The organism is Brevundimonas albigilva (assembly GCF_023573565.1).
Taxonomy (GTDB): Bacteria; Pseudomonadota; Alphaproteobacteria; order Caulobacterales; family Caulobacteraceae; genus Brevundimonas; species Brevundimonas albigilva.
In genome coordinates this window covers 2,430,644-2,450,531 of sequence record NZ_CP097649.1, presented here as the reverse complement: position 1 = coordinate 2,450,531, position 19,888 = coordinate 2,430,644, and the positions used below count along the sequence as shown (strand labels likewise).

The following is a 19,888-nucleotide window of genomic DNA, read 5'->3' as shown; positions in this document are numbered from 1 at the left end:
CGTTCGGCCCCAGGGCCGACGCTGAATGTCGAAAGGGCCGCACCCGGGGGAAAGTGCGGCCCTTTCTTTTTTCCGGGGACGTTGGGGGATGTCTCGCCCGGGGTACTGTGCGTCTCGCGCCCCTGAAGAACACCGCTTCGCGCGATTGGTTCACCGACCAGGGGAAAAATTTTCGGGGCGGCTCAATCCTCGAACACCACCGTCTTGGCGCCATGCAGAAGCACCCGGTCCTCCAGGTGCCGGCGGACCGCGCGGGCCAGGACGCGCCGCTCGATGTCGCGGCCCCGGCGGATCAGGTCCTGGGGCGTGTCGCGGTGGCTGATCCGCTCCACGTCCTGTTCGATGATGGGGCCTTCGTCCAGGTCGGCGGTGACGTAGTGGGCGGTCGCGCCGATGACCTTCACCCCGCGCGCATGGGCCTGGTGATAGGGGCGCGCGCCCTTGAAGCCGGGCAGGAAGGAATGATGGATGTTGATGCAGCGTCCGGCCAGCCGCCCCGCCAGGTCGTCGGACAGCACCTGCATGTAGCGGGCCAGCACCACCAGTTCGGTTCCGGTCGCCTCGATCAGGCGCAGCAGTTCCGCCTCCTGCGCGGCCTTGGCGGCGGCGTCGCCGGAATCCCTCAGCGGCAGGTGATGGAAGGGCAGGTCGCCCAGATCGACATGGCCGATCAGATCGCGCGGGTGGTTGGAGACGATCGCCGTCACTGTCATCGGCAGTTCGTCGATGCGCCACCGATACAGAAGGTCGGCCAGGCAGTGATCGAACTTGGACGTCAGGATCATGACCCGCCGCGGTTCGGGCCCGCGCAGGGTCCAGTCCATCTCGAACCGCTCGGCCAGCGGCGCGAAGGCCTGGCGCACCGCCTCGATCGCGTCGCCGTCGGCCGGCTCGAACACCACGCGCATGAAGAAGGTCCCGCTGACGGCGTCGCCGAACTGCTGGGCGTCGGAGATGTTGGCGTCGCGCTGCATCAGAAAGCCCGAGACCGCGGCGACGATGCCGTGGCGGTCGGGGCAGGACAGGGTCAGGATCATCGGGCCGGCGCGCTGGAGGGAATGAACCGTTCCAGTATGGCCCAGCTTCGCGCCTTTTCCGACAAGGATCTTGCGTGGGCGGGGCTGGACGACGGCAGGTCGACCAGCATCGGCCCGTCCGCCCCGGCCAGGATGCGTCGCCCCAGGCGCGCGGCCAGGCCGCCATTGAAGGCCACGGCCTGGAGGCGTGGCAGGCCGGCGACCAGGCCCCTGAGGTCGGCCGCCTCCGGCGAGCGGATGGCCGCGTCCAGGCTGCCCGATCGTTCGGCCGAGGCGATCACGTCCCACAGGCCCACGCCCCGCGCCCGCAGCCGCATCAGCCGGCCCTCGTAGGGCAGGGCGGCCAGGTCCTCGCCCAACACCCCGCCGATCAGGGGCCAGAAGGCGTTGCGCGGATGGGCGTAATACTGCGCCGCCTTCAGCGAGGCGTCGCCGGGCAGGCTGCCCAGGACCAGCAGGCGGGTGTCCGCATCGACGACGGGATCGAAGCCGATGCGACGCGTATCGGTCACGCCTGACCGAACACCCGGTCGAACACCACGTCGACGTTCTTGGTGTGGTAGCCCAGGTCGAACAGGGCTTCCAGGTCGGCGTCGGGCAGGGTGACGCGGGCGTCGGCCTTGAGGAAGTCGATGAAGCGGCCCTCGCCGCGCCAGACCTTCATGGCGTTCTCCTGCACCGCCGCATAGGCGTCCTCGCGGCTGATCCCGGCCTGGGTCAGGGCCAGCATGACGCGCTGGGAGAAGACCAGCCCGCCCAGGCGATCCAGATTCTTCTGCATGTTCTCGGGGTACACGTTCAGCCGCTCGATCACCCCCGCCAGGCGGTGCAGGGCGAAGTCCAGGTGGATGGTGGCGTCCGGGCCGATGCCGCGCTCGACCGACGAATGGCTGATGTCCCGCTCGTGCCACAGGGCGACGTTCTCCATCGCCGGCGTCACGGCCGAGCGGACCAGGCGCGCCAGGCCGGTCAGGTTCTCGGTCAGGATGGGGTTGCGCTTGTGCGGCATGGCCGACGAGCCCTTCTGGCCCTTGTCGAAGAACTCCTCGGCTTCCAGCACCTCGGTGCGCTGCAGGTGGCGGATTTCCACGGCCAGTCGCTCGACCGAGGAGGCGACGACGCCAAGCGCGGCGAAATAGGCGGCGTGGCGGTCGCGCGGGATCACCTGGGTCGAGACCGGCTCGACCTGCAGGCCCATCTGGTCGGCGACATATTGTTCGACCGCCGGATCGACGTTGGCGAAGGTGCCGACGGCGCCCGAGATGGCGCAGGTGGCGATCTCCTCCCGGGCCGCGACCAGGCGGCGCTTGGCGCGCTGGAACTCGGCGTGATAGCCGGCCAGCTTCAGGCCGAAGGTCACCGGCTCGGCGTGGATGCCGTGGCTGCGGCCGACGGTGACGGTGTACTTGTGCTCCTTGGCGCGGGTCTCCAGCGCCTTCAGCACCCGGTCGACCCCGTCCAGCAGCAGGTCGGTGGAGCGCGCCAGCTGGACCGCGAAACAGGTGTCCAGCACGTCCGAGGACGTCATCCCCTGGTGCAGGAAGCGGGCCTCGTCGCCGACGATCTCGGACACGTGGGTCAAGAAGGCGATGACGTCGTGCTTGGTGGTGCGCTCGATCTCGTCGATGCGGTCGGCGTCGAAGGTCGCGTCCTTGCCCTTGGCCCAGATGGCGTCGGCCGACTCCTTGGGGATGACCCCCAGTTCGGCCATCTTGGTCGCGGCGTGGGCCTCGATCTCGAACCAGATCTTGTATTTGGTCTCTTGCGACCAGATGGCGACGGCGTCGGGGCGGGAGTAGCGCGTGATCATGGGCGCCCGTAAAGGCTTCGCGGGCCGCCGTGTCAAGGAAGCGCAAGGACAGGAGACGACGTCATGGACCTGATCATCGGTCCCAGAACCTATTCGACCTGGTCGCTGCGCGGCTGGCTGGTGATGAAGGCGACCGGCGCGGCGTTCGCCGTCGTGGACGCCCGCTACGACACGCCCGAGCGGAAGGCGGCGCTGACCGCCCTGTCGCCGTCCGGCTTCGTGCCGGCCCTGCGGGTGGACGGAGAGGTGATCTGGGACACCCTGGCCATCGCCGAATGGGCGGCCGAGCGCTATCCCGAAGCGGGCCTCTGGCCAGCCGATGCGACGGCGCGGGCCCTGGCCCGGTCCGTCACGGCGGAGATGCATTCGGGCTTTCAGGCGCTTCGGACCCTGTGCGGCACGGGACCCGATCATCCGATGGTCGGCGACGCGCGGGCCGAGACGCCGTCCGATCCGGCGCTGGACCGGGACCTGGCGCGCATCGTCGGGCTGGTTCGCCAGATGCGGGGCCGGTTCGGCCAGGGCGGTCCGTGGCTGTTCGGCGCGCGCACCATCGCCGACATCTTCTATACGCCGGTCGCCGCCCGGGTGCGCCATTTCCAGATCGACCTGGACGCGCACGGGGACGACGGGACGGCGCAGACCTATATGGCGGCGCTGCTGGCCCACCCGGACTTCCGGCGCTGGGAAGTCGAGGCCCTGAGTTAACCGCGGGCGAACCATGGCGGCTGACGTCGGGTTAATCGGACGGCGTTATCCAGGGCGTCGGCCGCTTCCGGCCGGAGAAACCCGCCATGACGGCGCCTGCCTCTCGTCCCGCCCTCAAAGCGTCGGCCCGGCCGATGCATCCCGTCATCGCGCACGGCCTTGTGGCGACGGTGGGGGCGATGGCCTGGGCGATGCTGTTGGCCGCCCTGATCTGAGCGGGGTCTATTGGGCGCCCGGAATGAGGGCGGCCTGCGCGATCTGCACCGGCTCCGCGGCGGGCGGCACGTAGTCCAGAGCGACCGGGATCAGCGGCGCGCCCGAAGCCACCGCCTCCAGCGTCTTCAACGGGCCGCCGAACATCCGTTGATAGATCCAGTAGGCGGCCACGACCTTTTCGACGTATTCGCGCGCCTGGGGCACGTCGATGGTCTCGATCAGCAGCAGCGGGTCGGCGTCGCCGCCCAGCTTGCGGATCGCGCCCAGCATGGGGCCGGGGCCGGCGTTGTAGGAGGCCACCGCGCGCAGCAGGTCGCCGTGGAAGGCCGGCAGCTGCAGCATCCGGTTCACATAGGCCTGGCCCAGCCGCATGTTGACGGCCGGCTGCAGCAGCTTGGTCGGATCGCTGACGAAGGTGCGGTCGCCGGTCATCTCGGCGGCGGTGGCCGGCATCACCTGCATCAGCCCATAGGCCCCCGCGCCGGAGCGGGCGTCGGGATTGAAATCCGTTTCCTTGCGCGCCAGGGCGTACACCAGCGCCTTCTCGATGGTGAAGCCGCCCTCGGGCTCCAGCACGGGCGCGGGATAGCGCAGGGCGTCGATGCGGGCGGCCTCGGCGTTGGCGGCGGCGCCGGGGCTCATGATCCGGGCCAGGGCGTTCCACATCCGCGCCGCGTCGGCGGGGGCGGTGCGAACGCCGGCGCGAAGCTCGCTGTCCGCCTCGCCCCGTCGGCCGATCTCGTACAGGGCCACGGTGCGGCGCGCGCGGTCGTCGGTCTGGACGAAGGCGGCCAGGGCCTCGGCGTCGACGCCGGCGTCGGCCACATAGGCGGCGCGCTGGAATCGGGCCTCCTGCGCATAGGGCCGCGGACCCAGGTTCTCGATCACCGGTTCCTCGCCCAACTGGGCCAGGGCGATCTGGCCGTAGAAGGTGGCGGGCCACTGGGCGGCCAGGCGCAGATGTTCGACGATCCGGTCCTGGCGGCCCGACTGGCCGGCGGCGCGGGCGGTCCAGTAGGCGGCGCCGGCGCGGACCCAGGGGTCTTCCGTCGGATCGTTGGCGACGCGGGCGAAGGCGGTGAAGGACTCGCCGAACTGGCCCAGCCGCCATTGCGCCAGGCCGACCGTCCACCAGTCGCCGATCTGCTGGCCGATGGCGACCGCGCCGGTCAGGTCGTCGGCGTTGTAGGCGATGCGCGCGGCCTTGGCGGGGTCCTGGCCCGGCGTTCCGGCCACGGCGGCCACGACGCTGCTCCAGGTGCGGCCCAGGAAGCTGGGCTTCTTCGGCTCGGCCGCGCCGTCCGGACGCCGGCGAAGCGCCAGGTCGTACACCCGATCGGCGCACGGCAGGTCGGCGTAGTCGTCCAGCCAGGCCGACAATTCCTCATAGGTCGCCACATGGTCCGGGTGGAACAGGCGCTCGAATTCGACCTGGCCCAGCAGGACGCGGTCCTTGGCCTGGCGGGCGGACAGGCGCGCCGCTTCCAGGTCGCCGCGTCGCAGGGCGTCGAAGGCGGTGGTGTAGCTGAGGCGGTCCGCCGGGGTCAGCGCGGTCGGGCGCATGGAACCGGACGCGCCGGCGGACGCTCCTCCCTCGTAGGGCGTTTCCGCAAGTGCGGCGTTCGCGCCCCCGGCGAATGCGAGGGCGAGCGTCGACGCGAGGATCGCGCGGCGGATCGAAATCATAAGGCGGCCCCCGTTGGCGTCCTTGGCCCGTCTCGACTCAGGCGATGGATCGTTTGGCGTCGGTCGTCAGCATGGAAACATGCTGCAAACAGTCGTGACCTCAAACCGAGTCCGTTTCAAGGCGGGACGCCAGGGTCAGCATGTCCGCCCACGCCTGTCGCTTGGCCTGGGGCTGGCGAAGCAGGAAGGCCGGATGAAGCGTCGGCAGGGCGGGGGCCTGAACGGCGCCCTCGGCCAGGCGCCATTCCCGCCACTGGCCGCGCATCTTCATGACGCCCTCTTCGGTCTGCAGCACCGACTTGGCGGCGGCCGCGCCCAGCAACAGCACCGCGCGCGGCTTCAGCAGGGCGAAGGCGCGCTCGACGAAGGGGGCGCAGACCGCCTGCTCCTGCGGACTGGGGGTGCGGTTGCCGGGCGGGCGCCAGAAGACGGTGTTGGTGATGAAGACCTTTCCGGTCAGCCCCGCGGCGTCCAGCATCCGGTCCAGCAGCTTGCCCGCCTTGCCCACGAAGGGCTGGCCCAGCCGATCCTCGTCCGCGCCGGGGCCTTCGCCGATCACCAGCACGGCGGCGTTCGGATCGCCCCGGCCGAACACCGACTGGGTCGCGCCCATGCCGCGCAGGGCGCAGCCCTCGAAGGCCGCCACCGCCGCAGCCAGGTCCTGAAGCGTGCCGGCCCCGGCCGCCAGCCGTCGCGCCTCAGCCACGGCCGCGCCGCCGTCCAGCGCGGTGGGACGCGCCACCACCGAGGCGGTCGCGCGCTGCACCGCCTTGACCGCCGCGGGCGGCGCGACATGGGTGTGGTCGACCGGCGCCTCGCCATAGCAGGCGTCCACCCCCGCATCCCGCCAGAAGGCGAGCAGGCTTTCCATCGCAGCGATGTCGTGGGGTTGCGCGTTCATGTCTCGACCCACCGATAAGCCTTGACCGCCCTCGCGTCACCTTCCGATAAGCGGCATAACCATACGAATAACCGGGATTTCAGGGGAAGACATGGCGGAACAAGCCATCGAAGGCGGCGCCGAGAACGCCCGCCAGGAAGCGATCATCGACAATCTGCCGCCGATCGAGGCGCTGGAGGGCGTCGAGCGCGAGGTGATGGAGTACGACGTCGTCATCGTCGGCGGCGGCCCCGCCGGCCTGTCGGCCGCCATCCGCCTGAAGCAGCGCGCCGAGAAGGACGGCAAGGAGGTCAGCGTCGCCGTGCTGGAAAAGGCGGCCGAGGTCGGCGGTCATATCCTGTCGGGCGCCGTGATCGATCCCAAGGCGCTGAACGAACTGTTCCCGGACTGGAAGGCGCGCGGCGCGCCGCTGGAGACGCCGGTCGCCAAGGACCGGTTCCTGCTGCTGGGCCCGCAGGGGTCGGCGCCCCTGCCCATGCCGCTGATGCCGCCCTTCATGCACAATCACGGCTGCTACATCGCCTCGCTGGGCAATCTCACACGTTGGTTAGGCGAACAGGCCGAGGCGCTGGGCGTCGAGGTCTATCCCGGCATGGCCGCAAGCCACGTGGTCTGGGACGAGCCGACGGGGCGGGTGAAGGGCGTCGTCGCCGGCGTTTTCGGCATCGACCGCGAAGGCAAGCCGACCGGCGACTTCCAGCCGGGCATCGAACTGCACGGCAAGTACGTCTTCATCGCCGAGGGCGTGCGCGGCTCCCTGGCCAAGACCATCATCGCCAGACACAGGCTGCAGGACGGCAAGTCGCCGCAGAAGTACGGCATCGGCCTGAAGGAGCTGTGGCAGGTCCCGGCCGAACAGCACCAGCCGGGCCTGGCCCAGCACACCACCGGCTGGCCGCTGGACGAGCACACCGGCGGCGGCAGCTTCCTGTATCACTTCGGCGACCGCTATGTGGCCGTCGGCTATGTGGTGCACCTGAACTACAAGAATCCGCATCTGTCGCCGTTCGACGAGTTCCAGCGCTTCAAGCACCACCCGGATATCGCCAAGCATCTGGAGGGCGGAACGCGCATCTCCTATGGCGCGCGCGCCATCACCGAGGGCGGCCTGCAGTCCATTCCGAAACTGTCCTTCCCCGGCGGCGCGCTGATCGGCTGTTCCGCCGGTTTCGTGAACGTGCCGCGCATCAAGGGCAGCCACAACGCCATGAAGACCGGCATGCTGGCCGCCGACGCCGCCTATGACGCGGTGCAGGCCGGGCGGTCCGGCGACGAACTGGTCGAGTACCAGACCGCGTTCGAGAAGAGCTGGGTCTATAAGGAGCTGTCGGTCGTTCGCAACGCCAAGCCCCTGCTGTCCAAGTTCGGCACGACGCTGGGCGGGGCGCTGGGCATGTTCGACATGTGGTGCCGCACCCTGCTGGGCGGCTGGTCGCCGATTCCGACGCTGCAACACCACAAGAGCGACGCCGCCTCCACCGAGCCGGCCGCCGGCCACAAGCCGATCGCCTATCCCAGGCCGGACGGGAAGCTGTCGTTCGACAAGCTGTCTTCGGTCTTCATCTCCAACACCAACCACGCCGAGGACCAGCCGGCCCACCTGAAGCTGCTGGATCCGTCCGTGCCGATCCGCGTCAACCTGCCCAAATACGGCGAGCCGGCGCGGCTGTATTGCCCGGCGGGGGTGTACGAGGTCGTCTATGGCGACGAGGCGGCCCGCAAGGACCCGCGCTTCGTCATCAACGCCCAGAACTGCGTCCACTGCAAAACCTGCGACATCAAGGACCCGTCGCAGAACATCGTCTGGACCACGCCAGAGGGCGGGGGCGGCCCGAACTATCCGAACATGTGATCGACAGCGGGCGCGGGGGCGTGCGCGCCCCTTGCCCGGCGCCGGAAAAGCGTGAAGGGTCCGGCGCATGACCGCTGCTGATCGTTCGCGCCTGTTCGCCGCCTCCCTGAGCGTGCTCGCCCTCGCCGCCGGGATGGCCGGCGGGGCCGCCCGGGCGCAGACCCTGCCGTCCGGCGAGCCCGTTCGTCGGATCGCGCCGCAGGACCAGCTGCCGCCCGCCGTCATACTGGCGCCCGAGCAGTCCCCCGACGAGGCCGCGCCCGGCCAGACGGAGCCTGGACAGACTGCGCCCGGAGAGGATGCGCCCGACGAGGCGTCGCCGGACGACGAGGAGACGCCGCCGACCGTCACCCTGGCCGAGGAACCGGCCGAGCCGGCCATCCCCGAGGTGTGGGCCCCCGTGCCGACCGACGCCGAGGGCCGCAGCGCCTATGGCCTCTATCTGGCGGGCAAGCTGGCCCTGATGCAGGGCCAGGGCGGGGCGGGCGCCGACTTCCTGGCGCGCGCCCAGGCCCTGACGCCCGAGCAGCCGCGCGTGAAGGCCCAGGCGTTCACCTCGGCGCTGCTGTCCGGAGACCTGGACCAAGCCGCTCGCATCGCCCCCGCGCCGGGCGAGGCGCCGGCCGTGATGGTGGAGGGCGGACGCCTGGTCCGCATCGTCCAGACCTTCGCGCATGGCGACGCCCGCGCCGCCGACGCCGCCCTGGCGCGCGAACCGATCGCCGCGCCTCATGCGCGGGCCGGGCTGATGGTGTCGCCGTGGATCGCGGCGGCGGCCGGGGACTGGGACCGCGCCCTGCAGGCCCCGCCGACGGCGGCCGACCCCCTGACCCTGGCCTTCGCCCGGCTGAACCAGGCCCAGCTGCTGGAGCATCGCCGTCGCTATGACGAGGCCGAGGCCGCGCTGAAGGGGCTGTCCGACACGGCCGTGATCGGCGCCCTGTTCCATCGCCCCTACGGCGAGTTCCTGGAGCGGCGCGGGCGACGCGACGAAGCCCTGGCCGTCTATCGCAAGGCCATCGAAGGGGGCACGGTCGACCTGGCCCTGGTGCGGGCCCTGACGCGCGCCCGCGACGGCGGCCGCGCCCCGGCCATGCCGACCTTCCGCCAGGGCGCCGCCGAGGCCCTGGCCAACGCCGCCGCCCAGGCCTCGGCCGAACGGGGGCACGAGTTCGCCGCCGTCTATCTGCGCCTGTCGCTGAACCTTGACGACACGCCCGCCTCGCAGCTGGCCCTGGGGCAGACGCTGGACCGGGCCGGACTGTCGGCCGCCTCGCGCACCGCCTATTCCCTGGTGGGGACCCAGGACCCGGTGCTCTACGCCACCGCGCGGGCCCAGCTGGCGGCGGGCCTGCAGGAAGAGGGGCGGCCCGAAGACGCCCTGGCCGAGCTGCGCCGCGCGGCCGAAGCGGCGCCGGACGATGCGCGCGTCGCCCTGATGCTGGCCGGCCAGCTGATGCCGGCCGAGAAGAACGCCGAGGCGCTGGAAATTCTGAACGGCCCGCTGCTGAACCGCGAGGGGCAGACCGCCCAGGTCCACTTCCTGCGCGGCGCGGCCTACGAGGCGCTGGAGCGCGTGCCCGAGGCCGAGGCCGAGCTGTGGGCCGCCGTCCAGGCCGCGCCCGAGGACGCCGACATGCTGAACTACCTCGGCTATCTGTGGGTGGACCGGGACCTGCGCGTGCAGCAGGGGGCCGAGATGATCCAGCGCGCCCTGGCCCTGGAGCCGGAGAACGGCAACATCCAGGATTCCCTGGGCTGGGCCCAATACCGTCAGGGCGACTATTCGGCCGCGGTGGACTCGCTGGAGCAGGCCATCGACAAGGAGCCGGCCAACGCCGAGATCAACGACCACCTGGGCGACGCCTACTGGCGGGTCGGGCGCCGTCGCGAGGCGGAATGGATGTGGAAGCGCGTCCTGGTGCTGGAACCCGACGACGCGCGCCGCGCCGAGGTCGAGCGCAAGATCGAGCAGGGCCTGGACGACGGGGCGGCGACCGGCGGCGTGTCGCAATAGCCATGCGGCGGACGGCGACGGCCCCGGCCAAGATCAACCTGTTCCTGCACGTCGGCGCGACGGGCGCCGACGGCTATCATCCGCTGGCCAGCCTGGTCGCCTTCGCCGACGTGGGCGACCGCGTCTCGGTCGAGCCGGCCGAGCGCCTGTCGCTGGAAGTGCAGGGGCCGTTCGCGGCGGCCCTGGCGGACGCGGACGACAACCTGATCCTCAGGGCGCTGCGTCGCCTGGGCGAAGCCACGGGGAAAGGGCCGCCCGCGCTGAGGGTCGTTCTGGACAAGCAGCTGCCGATCGCCGCCGGCCTGGGGGGCGGGTCGTCCGACGCCGGCGCGGCGTTGCGCCTGGCCGCCCCGGCCCTGGGCCTGGAGGCCGACCATCCGGCGCTGGAGACCGCGGCGGCGGTCGTGGGAGCCGACGGGCCGATGTGCCTTCACGTCCGCCCGGCCTGGGCCGAGGGGCGCGGCGACCGGCTGACGGTCGAGACGCGCCTGCCGGACCTGCCGATCCTTCTGGTCAATCCCGGCGTCCCCTCGCCGACGGGGGCGGTCTATCGCGCCTATGACGCCGGACCCGTTCGGTCGGCGGATCGCCCCGCCCCTCCCGGCGACTGGAGCCCGCGCGGAGTGGCGGACTGGGTGTCGCGCCAGCGAAACGACCTGGAGGCGCCGGCGCTGTCGCTGGCGCCCGCCATCGGCGAGGCCCTGGCCGAGGTCGCGGCCGGCGAGGGCGTGCTGTTGACGCGGATGTCGGGCTCGGGCGCGACCGTGTTCGGTCTCTACGCCGACGACGCGGCCGCGCGCGCGGCGGCGCAGGCCCTGGCGGCCCGGCGACCGGGTTGGTGGGTGCGCGCCGGTCGTCTGAAGGGCGCTGAAGCAAACGCTCAGCTTTCGGGCGACAATCCGGCGTAACCGGCGTCTTCGCCGCTGTATGGTCGAGCTTTCGCCAAGATCATCACGAAAGTTTCCGATTGTTTCACTTTCGCGGAACCGTAGCGTCGGTTTGCGACTTTGCCAGCCAGTTCCGAATACGGGAACGGATCGCCTTTCCCCCGAGCGCGATCCCACAACGCAAAGAGGAAACCGCCATGCTTCGCACCAAACTGCTTGCCGCCACCGCCGTCGCCACCCTGATGGCCGCGCCCGCCCTGGCCCAGGAGGCCACGCCTCCGGCCCAGACCACGGTCCCGGAAGCCACGACCTCCAGCACGCCGCAGACCATGCCCGCCCCGGCCCAGGCCGCGCCCCAGGCGGCGCCGCAAGCCGAAACCGAAACGCCCGCCGCCGGCGAGACCGTCGTGGACGTGCTGCGCGCCAGCGGCCAGTTCTCGACCCTGCTGAGCGCGCTGGACCAGGCGCAGCTGACCGAGACCCTGTCGACGCGTCCGGCCATCTCGATCTTCGCGCCGACCGACGCGGCCTTCGCCGCCCTGCCGGAAGCCGAGCGCACCCGCCTCATGGACCCGGCCAACGCCAATGAGCTGCGTCAGGTGCTGCTGTACCACGTGATCGTCGCCGACGTGACGCCCGACCAGATCGAGGGCCGCAAGGGCGGCGTGCCCACCGCCTCCGAGGCGCAGATCCTGCTGGACGGCACCGGCGAGGCCATCAGGGCCGACGGCGCCACGGTGGTCAGCGCCGAGCTGGACGCCTCCAACGGCGCGGTCTTCCCGATCGACAAGGTGCTGAACCCGGCCCAGTCGATGGCGGCCATGGGCGACGAGGAAAGCGCGACCGCCACCGAGGCGGGCGAAACCTCTGGCGACGACGCGGCCGCGACCGAGACCACCACCCCGGCCGAGCCGGGCATGACGGCGCCGAACGGCCAGCCGGCCGCGACCGCCACGACGGTCGCCTCGCCCCCGGTCGCCAACCCGACCGACGGCCAGATGGACAGCGCCGCCGACCCGGCCGTGAACCCCTCGGCCACCCCGCCGGTCCAGACCCCCGATGCGGTCGACGGCGATCAGGAAGGCGACCCGACCCCGCAGTAAGGCGTCGGACGGCCTTCGCCCCTTGTCGGGGCGAGTTGAAGCGGAAGGCGGCGGGCCCTATGGTCCGCCGTCTTTTTTCTGAGCCTTCCCCGAGCCCGACTTGACCGCTTCGACTGAACCGCTCGCGTTTCAGGACCTGATCCTGACGCTGCACCGCTACTGGGGCGACCAGGGGTGCGCCATCCTGCAGCCCTACGACATCGAGGTCGGGGCCGGCACCCTGCACCCGGCGACCGTGCTGCGCGCCCTGGGACGCAAGCCCTGGAAGGCCGCCTACGTCCAGCCCAGCCGCCGCCCCGGCGACGGCCGCTATGGCGAGAACCCCAACCGGCTGCAGCACTATTACCAGTATCAAGTCATCCTGAAGCCGAACCCGGACGACCTCCAGGCGCTGTATCTGGGGTCGCTGGAAGCCATCGGCATCGATCCGAAACTGCACGACATCCGCTTCGTCGAGGACGACTGGGAGAACCCGACGGTCGGGGCCTGGGGCCTGGGCTGGGAAGTCTGGTGCGACGGGATGGAGGTGACGCAGTTCACCTATTTCCAGGGCGTCGGCGGCATCGAGGTGGACGTGGTGTCGGGCGAGCTGACCTATGGCCTGGAACGCCTGGCCATGTACGTCCAGGGCGTCGACAACGTCTATGACCTGAAGTTCAACAAGGACGGCCTGACCTATGGCGAGGTCTTCCTGGAGAACGAGCGCCAGCAGTCGGAAGCCAACTTCCACGGCTATGACGTCGATGGGCTGAAGCGCCGGTTCGAGGACATGGAGCGCGAGGCCGCGCACCTGCTGACCATGAAGGGGCCGCAGGGCCAGCCGCTGGTCCTGCCCGCCTATGACCAGGTGCTGAAGGCGTCGCACCTGTTCAACCTGATGGACGCCCGCGGCGCCATCGCCGTGGCCGAACGCCAGAGCTACATCGGCCGCATCCGCGACCTGTGCAAGGCGTGCGCCCTGGCGCAGGTCGAGCAGGAACGGGCCGAGGCATGATTTCCCGTTCCGCCCATCTCGGCGAAGGCCGGGATCCGGTCGTGTCGCACGGCGCGATGTCCGGGATGGCGGTTGAAGACCACACGGCGCCGTTGGCGCGCCCAAAGCGCTGGGTCCCGGCTTTCGCCGGGATGAGCGGACAGACTTGAGACCCCGATGCCCCAACTCCTCCTCGAAATCTTCTCCGAAGAAATCCCCGCCCGCATGCAGCCGGGCGCCGCGCGCGACCTGGAGCGGATGGCGTCCGATCGCCTGAAGGCCGCCGGCCTGACCTGGGACGCGCTGACGACCTACGCCGGCCCGCGCCGCCTGACCCTGGTGGTCGACGGCCTGCCCGCCGCCACGCCCGACCGTTCCGAAGAGGTGAAGGGGCCCAAGGTCTCGGCCCCGCCCCAGGCGCTGGAAGGCTTCCTGAGAAAGACCGGCCTGACGCGCGAGCAGCTGGTCGAGCGCGACGGCGTGCTGTTCGCGGTCATCAGCAGCCAGGGCCGCGCCACGCCGGACCTGATCCCCGAGATGGTCGACCAGATCGTGCGGGCCTTCCCCTGGCCCAAGTCGATGCGCTGGGGCACGGGAAGCCTGCGCTGGGTGCGGCCGATCAAGCGCATCCTGTGCGTCTTCGACGGCAAGGTGGTTCCGTTCGAGATCGACGGCATTGCGTCCGATGCGATCACCGAGGGCCACCGCTTCCTGGGCTCGGGCCAGCCGCTGAAGGTCAGCGACTTCGTCGACTATCGCCAGCAGTTGGAGCGGAACTTCGTCCTGCTGGACATGGCCGACCGCAAGCTGCGCATCCTGGAACAGGCCAAGGCCGCCTGCGCCGCGCGGGGGCTCACCCTGGTCGACGACGACGGCCTGCTGGACGAGGTGGCGGGCCTGGCCGAATGGCCGACGCCGATCCTGGGCGACATGGACCCGCAGTTCCTGTCGTTGCCGCCCGAAGTCGTGCGCCTGTCGATGAAGGTGCACCAGAAGTATTTCGCCGTGCGCGATCCGGCCCGGGACGGGCTGGCGCCGAACTTCGTCGTGGTGGCCAATGTCGAGGCGACCGACGGCGGCAAGGCCCTGGCGGCCGGCAACAGCCGCGTGCTGAGCGCGCGCCTGAACGACGCCCGCTTCTTCTGGGACGAGGACCAGAAGGTGGGCTTCGACGCCTGGCTGAAGAAGCTGGAAGGCGTCACCTTCCACGCCAAGCTGGGGACCATGGCCGAGCGCGTCGCGCGCATCGCCGCCCTGGCCCGCGAGATCGCTCCCCTGGTCGGCGCCGACCCGAACCAGGCCGAACAGGCCGCGCGCCTGGCCAAGGCCGACCTGGCCAGCGGCATGGTCGGCGAGTTCCCGGAGCTTCAGGGGATCATGGGCGGCTATTACGCCCGCCTGGCCGGCCGGCCCGACGCCGTCGCCGACGCCGTCCGCGACCACTACAAGCCGCAGGGACCGGCCGACACCGTCCCGACCGCGCCGGTCACGGTCGCCGTCGCCCTGGCCGACAAGCTGGACACGCTGGTCGGCTTCTTCGCCATCGACGAGAAGCCCACGGGGTCGAAGGACCCCTATGCGCTTCGCCGCGCGGCGCTGGGCGTGATCCGGCTCATTCTTGAGAATGATGTCCGCTTCGGCGACTTCGAAACTCGACTGCAGGATTGGCTGGCGACTTACTACGCTGAGGAGCGAGCGCTGCCGGGCTATCCAGCCTCGGAAGCGCACGACTTGGCAAAACTGAGTAAGCGTCCCGAAGTGGCGGGAATGCCGTGGGTGAGCGCGAAGTACGGCGCCGATGGGGTCGTATATGCTGTCACCGCCTACACCTCTCCCAAGCAGGTGCTTGAATTTTTCGCCGACCGCCTGACCGTCCTCCTGCGCGACCAGGGCCAGCGCCACGATCTCGTCGCCGCCGTCTTCGCCCTGGGCGACGACGATCTCGTGCGTATCGTCCGCCGCGTCGAGGCCTTGGCCGCCTTCCTCGCCACCGACGACGGGGCGAACCTGTTGGCGGGCTACAAGCGCGCCTCCAACATCCTGCGCGCCGAGGAGAAGAAGGGGCCGCTGCCGACCGGCATGGTCCGGACCGGCCTGCCGAACCAACCGGAGGAAGAGGTCGCCCTGGCCTTCGCCGTCGGCGCCGCTCGGACGGCGGTGGAGACGGCGCTGGACACGGAGGACTTCGCCGCCGCCATGTCGGCCCTTGCGGGTCTGCGCGCGCCCGTGGACGCCTTCTTCGAGGCGGTGCTGGTCAACTCGGACGTGGCCGAGGAGCGCGAGAACCGGCTGAAGCTGCTGGGTCAGGTCCGCGACGTGATGGGCCAGGTCGCCGACTTCGGCCAGATCGCGGGCTAGTCGCTTTCGTCATTCCGGGTGCGCCCTGCGGCTGCCCGGAATGACGAGGATTTCACACCCGCCCCGTCACCGGAACCAGCGCCCCCGTCATCGCCCGGCTTTCCGGCGAGGCCAGGAACAGGATGACGGCGGCCAGGTCGGCCGGCGCCACCCACTGGGCAGGATCGGCGTCGGGCATGTCCTTGCGGTTGGCCGGCGTGTCGATGATCGACGGCAGGACGGCGTTGACCGTCACCGAAGTCGCCTTCAGCTCCTCCGCCAGGGCCTGGGTCAGGGCGTGCACCCCCGTCTTGGCCGCGCCATAGGCCCCCATGCCCGCGCCCGGCTTCAGCGCGGCGGCCGAGCCGACGTTGACGATCCGGCCTTCGTCCGACGCCTTCAGATAGGGCAGGGCGGCGCGGCTGGCGTTCAGGGCGGTGGTCACGTTCAGGGCGTGCATCCGGTCCCAGGCGGGCTCGGCGTCGTCGGTGGTCTGCCAGACGAAGCCGCCGGCGATGTTCAGCAGGGCGTCCAGCCGCCCGAAGCGGCCGATGACGGCGGCGATCGCATGGCCCGCCTGCGCCGGATCGGTCAGGTCGACGCCGCCGACCTCCAGCACGCCGTCGGGCGCGGAACGGCCCCGGGCGTGGTCGATCACGGCGACCTTCAGCCCGCCGGCCAGCGCCGCCTGCAGCACCGCGCGGCCCAGCGCCCCGTGTCCGCCCGTAATGGCGACGACCCGATCCGTTATGTGCGTTCTCCTTCGGCCGCGATCCTAGAGCGGGCGGCCGTGGGATCAACCGGCGGCGAACACCTTGCCCATCAACCGCTCCAGCGCCTGGGCGTCCGTCGCGTCGAAGGCGGCCTTGGTCGTCGCGTCCACGTCGAAGACGGCGATCAGCGCGCCTGAGGCGTCCAGAACCGGCACGACGATCTCGCTGGCCGAGCGGCTGTCGCAGGCGATGTGGCCGGGAAAGGCGTGCACGTCCTCGACGACCTGCGTCGTCTTCGTGGCCGCCGCTGCGCCGCACACCCCCCGCCCGAAGGCGATCCGCAGGCAGCCCAGCGTGCCCTGGTACGGCCCCACCACCAGCTCGTCCGCCTTGTCCGGCGCCACGACATAGAAGCCGGTCCAGAAGAAATCGTCGAACGCGTCCGCCAGCATGGACGACACCGTGGCCATGCGCGCCGTCACGTTCGGCTCGCCCTCCAGCACCGCCAGGATCTCGGCCTCGGCCTCGGCGTAGCGGGCGGCCTTGTCGGCGGGGCGGTCGTCGCGGGCGACATAGGACATCACGGGTCTCCTTCGCGGCCGCATATAGGGCCGGAACCGGACGATGCGAAGGGCCGTCCGACCGACTGACGATATCGCTCGCCGCGCGAAAAAAGCGGCGCTAAAGAGCGGACGATGGATGAGTTGTTCCGCAGCGAGAACCTGGTCGTGCGCCGCGTCCCGGCCCAGGATCAGAGCCGCTGGGTCGTGACGTTCGACAACTACAGCATCGGCCACGGCTTCGACCGCGAGGGCTTCGGAGAGGCGTTCCTCAAGCAATACGGCGTTTCGGCCATCCACGTGATGGGCCAGCGCGAGGACTGGTACCAGTATCCCGACATGGAGGCGGCCCTGGCCGCCGTGCGCGCGGCGACCGCGGGCGCGACGCGGGTGATGACCTATGGGTCGAGCATGGGGGCCTATGCGGCCATCCGCTTCGCCGACCGGGCCGGCGCCCATGCCGCCCTGGCCCTTTCGCCGCAGTATTCCATCGATCCCGCCAAGGCCCCGTTCGAAAAGCGCTGGCCGGCGGATGGGCGGCGCATCCAGTGGCGGGCCGAGTTGGACGGGCCGATAACCTCCGCCATTCGACCGGTCGTGGTCTATGATCCCGCCAGCGACGACCGCCTGCACCGCGACCTGATCGTGCGCGACATCGACATCGACGAGATCGCCCTGCCGTACAGCGGCCACCCGGCGGCGACCTATATGTTGGAGGTCGGGCTGCTGGTTTCGCTGGTGTTCGGCGTGCTGGAAGGCACGGCGGATGTCCGCACCTTCCAGCGAGAGGGGCGTCAGAGACGCCGGGGCAGCACGGCCTATCTGTGCCACCTGGCCGAACGGCAGCCGGCGTCGCGCCAGGCGACGGCCATCGCCCTGGCGCGCCGCGCGGTCGAGCAGAACCCCGACAGCGCCATCGCCGGCGTGACGCTGGCGCGGCTTCTGACGGCGGCGGGACGGCATGAAGAGGCGCTGGACCTGCATCGCCGGAACATCGAACTGACGTCCCGGTACTTCATCTACCTGGTCGCCTACGCCGACGCCCTGGCCGCCGCCAAGGATCCGGAGGGGGCGCTGGCGGTCGCGCGCGAGGTCATGGCCGAGGTCGAGATGCAGCGCATGCCCCACCTGAACGGCTGGCTGGGGCTGATCGCCTGGTCGGCCGGCGAACGCGACGAAGCGATCGCGGCCCTGACGCGCGCGGTGGAGCTCGATCCCGCGAACATGGGCTATCGTCGGCGTTTGCGGGACTATCGCGCATCCGCCGGCGGCGTCCGTGCGCGGGCGTCCGCCCTTCTGGATCGCACCTGGGCGTGGCTGGGCGGTCAGCGCGGCTAGATCACGCCGCTCGGGCGGGCGTCGAGGTCGGCGCGAACCTGGGCTACTACACCGTGGCCATGGCGCGCCGCGTCGGGTCGGATGGCCCGGTGACCGCGCTGGAAGCCAATCCGCGCCTGGTCGGCCTGCTGCGCCGCTCGGTCGACCTGAACGCCTATAACGGGCGCGTCCGCGTCCTCGACCAGGCGGCGGCCGATGCGCCGGGCCGCCTCAGCTTCGTGACCAGCCGCCGTCATTCCGGGGGCGGCCATACCCGCGTCGTCGAGAGCGCGATCGGCGCCGAGACCGAGGTGATCGACGTCGAATCCGTGCGGCTGGACGACCTGGGCCTCGCGCGCGCGGACTTCATCCGACTGGATGCGGAGGGCTCCGAGCCCCTGATCCTGCGCGGCGCCGCGCGGCTGCTGCAAAACCCGGACATCGTCGTGTGTCTGGAATGGAGCGCGATCCAGATGCAGTGCCGCGCCTCCATGCCCGAGTTCGTCGGCTGGCTGGCGGGGCAGGGCTTCCGCTTCTGGAAGATCGAGGAAACGGCCGCGCTGACGCCGATGGAGGCGCACCAGATGATCGACTTGAACGGCTGCGACGTGGTCATGAGCCGGCGGCCGGTGAAGATACGGCCGATGCGTCCCGCCTACTGATCGCCGCGCTGCACGATCAGGCCGATCGATGTCGCGGCGAAGCCGGCGAGGGCGACCTTGACGTGGGGTTGGGGCTTGTAGGGCGGGACGTCGTAATAGACGTCCAGCGGCTCGTCGCCCGGGTTCCAGTCGATGACCGCCATCCTGTGGCCCTTGGCCGCCAGCCGCTGGGCCAGCGCTTCGAGGTCGCGCCGGCGGAACAGGACGGTCTCCATGTGGTCCACGGTCGCAACGTCGGACGACAGGTTGAACTCGGTCGTGTGGATGGCCCAGCCGCCCGGCTTCAGGCATTCGACCGACCGCTCGATGAAGGCCAGACCCTTTTCGATCGACCCCAGATGTTCCAGCGCGCAGGCCGACCAGCAGAAGTCGAAATCGACCAGGTCGGCGGGCACCGCGTTCATGTCGCACTCTCGGAATGAGACATTGCGGTCGAACAGCGCGTCGGGACACACCGCCGGCCGGCGCAGGGATTCCTTGCCGTGGGCGTGCTGAAGGGTGTCGACCCACCCCATCTCGACGGCGCCGTCCAACGCCAGGTCCGTCGCCACGACCGCCACGTCCTGCGAGGCGAAGAAGGCCGGCAGCGGCTCCAGACCGACCCCGAACCCCAGCGCGCGGGCTCCTGTCCGAACCGCCCCCCGCTCCCACAAGGCCTGGGCGATGAAGACGAATTCCCAAAGCTTGCGGTGATAGCGGAGCGAATCCCCCAGTCGGCCGGTCCAGTAGGAGAAATAGGGCGCGCGAAAGGACTCCTGGCGGCACAGCGCGCCGCCCGGAAACGCCCGTTCGCCCGGCGCCGCGTTCGGAATCAGGGGCGGCTGCCCCTTCCACTGTTCGACCGGCGGCAGCGCCAGCGCGTCCAGGATCAGGCGGGTCTCGCGCTTGTGCTCGGCGAAATCGACCTCCAGGCGGGCGAGCGCGCGTTCCATCCGCGTGATGCGGCCGGGCAGCCGGTTCAGTTGTCTGAAAAATCCGTCGAGACGACGGAAGGCGTCGGCAAGGCCCGTCAAGTTCAAACTCCCTCCGCGGCGGCTATCGTCTCCGACCGAGGCTCAAGCCGACAGCCTCTACCCGTCCAACCGACGCGCGAAAAGAGGGGGCTCGTC

At 70.6% G+C, this 19,888-nt stretch carries 18 protein-coding genes; 10 read left to right on the top strand and 8 right to left on the bottom strand.

The annotated features are described in order from the left end of the window. Positions 1–182: 182 nt before the first annotated feature. From purU to purB, 3 genes are read right to left on the bottom strand one after another with little or no spacing between them, the layout of a single operon-like run. On the bottom strand, positions 183–1,037 hold the full coding sequence (gene purU / locus M8231_RS12185; protein ID WP_249751943.1) for a formyltetrahydrofolate deformylase: 855 nt from the start codon (positions 1,035–1,037) through the stop codon (positions 183–185). Beyond that, positions 1,034–1,549, bottom strand: a complete 516-nt coding sequence (locus tag M8231_RS12180) for a DNA-deoxyinosine glycosylase (RefSeq protein ID WP_249751944.1) — start codon at positions 1,547–1,549, stop codon at positions 1,034–1,036. The genes purU and M8231_RS12180 overlap by 4 nt, the downstream gene beginning before the upstream one ends. Continuing rightward, complete coding sequence (purB, locus tag M8231_RS12175) at positions 1,546–2,847, bottom strand: adenylosuccinate lyase (RefSeq protein ID WP_250201547.1); 1,302 nt, start codon at positions 2,845–2,847, stop codon at positions 1,546–1,548. The genes M8231_RS12180 and purB overlap by 4 nt, the downstream gene beginning before the upstream one ends. A 63-nt stretch (positions 2,848–2,910) precedes the next feature. Here purB and M8231_RS12170 point away from each other — a divergent pair, with 63 nt between their 5' ends. Together M8231_RS12170 and M8231_RS16935 are read left to right on the top strand one after the other, a co-directional pair. Next, positions 2,911–3,555 carry a glutathione S-transferase gene (locus tag M8231_RS12170; protein WP_249749717.1) on the top strand — a complete coding sequence of 215 codons (645 nt, stop codon included), beginning with the start codon at positions 2,911–2,913 and terminating at the stop codon, positions 3,553–3,555. Between the two features lie 86 nt (positions 3,556–3,641). Continuing rightward, positions 3,642–3,770 (top strand): hypothetical protein, encoded by a 129-nt coding sequence (locus M8231_RS16935; RefSeq protein WP_283843608.1) that lies wholly within the window; start codon positions 3,642–3,644, stop codon positions 3,768–3,770. Positions 3,771–3,777: 7 nt separating this feature from the next. On the opposite strand, the gene M8231_RS12165 is transcribed toward M8231_RS16935, so the two are convergent. Continuing rightward, positions 3,778–5,334, bottom strand: a complete 1,557-nt coding sequence (locus M8231_RS12165) for a lytic transglycosylase domain-containing protein (protein ID WP_249749718.1) — start codon at positions 5,332–5,334, stop codon at positions 3,778–3,780. A gap of 223 nt (positions 5,335–5,557) precedes the next feature. Then, positions 5,558–6,358 (bottom strand): uracil-DNA glycosylase, encoded by an 801-nt coding sequence (locus tag M8231_RS12160; protein ID WP_250201546.1) that lies wholly within the window; start codon positions 6,356–6,358, stop codon positions 5,558–5,560. A gap of 196 nt (positions 6,359–6,554) precedes the next feature. Here M8231_RS12160 and M8231_RS12155 point away from each other — a divergent pair, with 196 nt between their 5' ends. From M8231_RS12155 to glyS, 6 genes are all read left to right on the top strand, one after another. Beyond that, positions 6,555–8,210, top strand: coding sequence for an electron transfer flavoprotein-ubiquinone oxidoreductase (locus M8231_RS12155; RefSeq protein ID WP_249751945.1), 1,656 nt, complete (start codon positions 6,555–6,557; stop codon positions 8,208–8,210). A gap of 67 nt (positions 8,211–8,277) precedes the next feature. Then, entirely contained in the window at positions 8,278–10,227 is a 1,950-nt protein-coding gene (locus M8231_RS16930; RefSeq protein ID WP_284150788.1) for a tetratricopeptide repeat protein, read from the top strand. A 2-nt stretch (positions 10,228–10,229) separates the two neighbouring features. Then, on the top strand, positions 10,230–11,135 hold the full coding sequence (locus M8231_RS12140; protein WP_249749719.1) for a 4-(cytidine 5'-diphospho)-2-C-methyl-D-erythritol kinase: 906 nt from the start codon (positions 10,230–10,232) through the stop codon (positions 11,133–11,135). A 176-nt stretch (positions 11,136–11,311) separates the two neighbouring features. Then, positions 11,312–12,217, top strand: coding sequence for a fasciclin domain-containing protein (locus M8231_RS12135; RefSeq protein ID WP_249749720.1), 906 nt, complete (start codon positions 11,312–11,314; stop codon positions 12,215–12,217). Positions 12,218–12,317: 100 nt separating this feature from the next. After that, a complete protein-coding gene (locus M8231_RS12130; RefSeq protein ID WP_249749721.1) occupies positions 12,318–13,211 on the top strand; it encodes a glycine--tRNA ligase subunit alpha in 894 nt (297 codons plus the stop codon). A gap of 156 nt (positions 13,212–13,367) precedes the next feature. After that, complete coding sequence (gene glyS / locus M8231_RS12125) at positions 13,368–15,548, top strand: glycine--tRNA ligase subunit beta (RefSeq protein WP_249749722.1); 2,181 nt, start codon at positions 13,368–13,370, stop codon at positions 15,546–15,548. Positions 15,549–15,600: 52 nt separating this feature from the next. On the opposite strand, the gene M8231_RS12120 is transcribed toward glyS, so the two are convergent. After that, the gene (locus tag M8231_RS12120; protein ID WP_249749723.1) at positions 15,601–16,278 is read right to left on the bottom strand and encodes an SDR family NAD(P)-dependent oxidoreductase; all 678 of its coding nucleotides are present in this window, start codon (positions 16,276–16,278) and stop codon (positions 15,601–15,603) included. A 45-nt stretch (positions 16,279–16,323) separates the two neighbouring features. After that, entirely contained in the window at positions 16,324–16,821 is a 498-nt protein-coding gene (locus tag M8231_RS12115) for a GAF domain-containing protein (RefSeq protein ID WP_250201545.1), read from the bottom strand. Between the two features lie 114 nt (positions 16,822–16,935). On the opposite strand from M8231_RS12115, the gene M8231_RS12110 reads away from it, so the two are divergent. Together M8231_RS12110 and M8231_RS12105 are read left to right on the top strand one after the other, a co-directional pair. Further along, positions 16,936–18,138 carry a tetratricopeptide repeat protein gene (locus tag M8231_RS12110; RefSeq protein ID WP_249749725.1) on the top strand — a complete coding sequence of 401 codons (1,203 nt, stop codon included), beginning with the start codon at positions 16,936–16,938 and terminating at the stop codon, positions 18,136–18,138. Next, complete coding sequence (locus M8231_RS12105) at positions 18,114–18,779, top strand: FkbM family methyltransferase (protein ID WP_249749726.1); 666 nt, start codon at positions 18,114–18,116, stop codon at positions 18,777–18,779. The genes M8231_RS12110 and M8231_RS12105 overlap by 25 nt, the downstream gene beginning before the upstream one ends. Here the strand turns inward: M8231_RS12105 and M8231_RS12100 are convergent. After that, positions 18,773–19,792: a class I SAM-dependent methyltransferase gene (locus M8231_RS12100; RefSeq protein WP_250201544.1), complete on the bottom strand. Its 1,020-nt coding sequence runs from the start codon at positions 19,790–19,792 to the stop codon at positions 18,773–18,775. The two genes, M8231_RS12105 and M8231_RS12100, sit on opposite strands and share 7 nt — an antisense overlap. Between the last annotated feature and the right edge of the window lie 96 nt (positions 19,793–19,888).

Bases quoted from the DNA above. Each gene is read 5' to 3' on its own strand.
- M8231_RS12135 (WP_249749720.1), top strand. From the start codon at position 11,312: ATGCTTCGCACCAAACTGCTTGCCGCCACCGCCGTCGCCACCCTGATG.
- M8231_RS12160 (WP_250201546.1), bottom strand. From the start codon at position 6,358: ATGAACGCGCAACCCCACGACATCGCTGCGATGGAAAGCCTGCTCGCC.
- M8231_RS12170 (WP_249749717.1), top strand. From the start codon at position 2,911: ATGGACCTGATCATCGGTCCCAGAACCTATTCGACCTGGTCGCTGCGC.
- M8231_RS16935 (WP_283843608.1), top strand. From the start codon at position 3,642: ATGACGGCGCCTGCCTCTCGTCCCGCCCTCAAAGCGTCGGCCCGGCCG.
- M8231_RS12165 (WP_249749718.1), bottom strand. From the start codon at position 5,334: ATGCGCCCGACCGCGCTGACCCCGGCGGACCGCCTCAGCTACACCACC.
- glyS (WP_249749722.1), top strand. From the start codon at position 13,368: ATGCCCCAACTCCTCCTCGAAATCTTCTCCGAAGAAATCCCCGCCCGC.
- M8231_RS12115 (WP_250201545.1), bottom strand. From the start codon at position 16,821: ATGTCCTATGTCGCCCGCGACGACCGCCCCGCCGACAAGGCCGCCCGC.
- M8231_RS16930 (WP_284150788.1), top strand. From the start codon at position 8,278: ATGACCGCTGCTGATCGTTCGCGCCTGTTCGCCGCCTCCCTGAGCGTG.
- purU (WP_249751943.1), bottom strand. From the start codon at position 1,037: ATGATCCTGACCCTGTCCTGCCCCGACCGCCACGGCATCGTCGCCGCG.
- M8231_RS12140 (WP_249749719.1), top strand. From the start codon at position 10,230: ATGCGGCGGACGGCGACGGCCCCGGCCAAGATCAACCTGTTCCTGCAC.
- M8231_RS12110 (WP_249749725.1), top strand. From the start codon at position 16,936: ATGGATGAGTTGTTCCGCAGCGAGAACCTGGTCGTGCGCCGCGTCCCG.
- purB (WP_250201547.1), bottom strand. From the start codon at position 2,847: ATGATCACGCGCTACTCCCGCCCCGACGCCGTCGCCATCTGGTCGCAA.
- M8231_RS12155 (WP_249751945.1), top strand. From the start codon at position 6,555: ATGGAGTACGACGTCGTCATCGTCGGCGGCGGCCCCGCCGGCCTGTCG.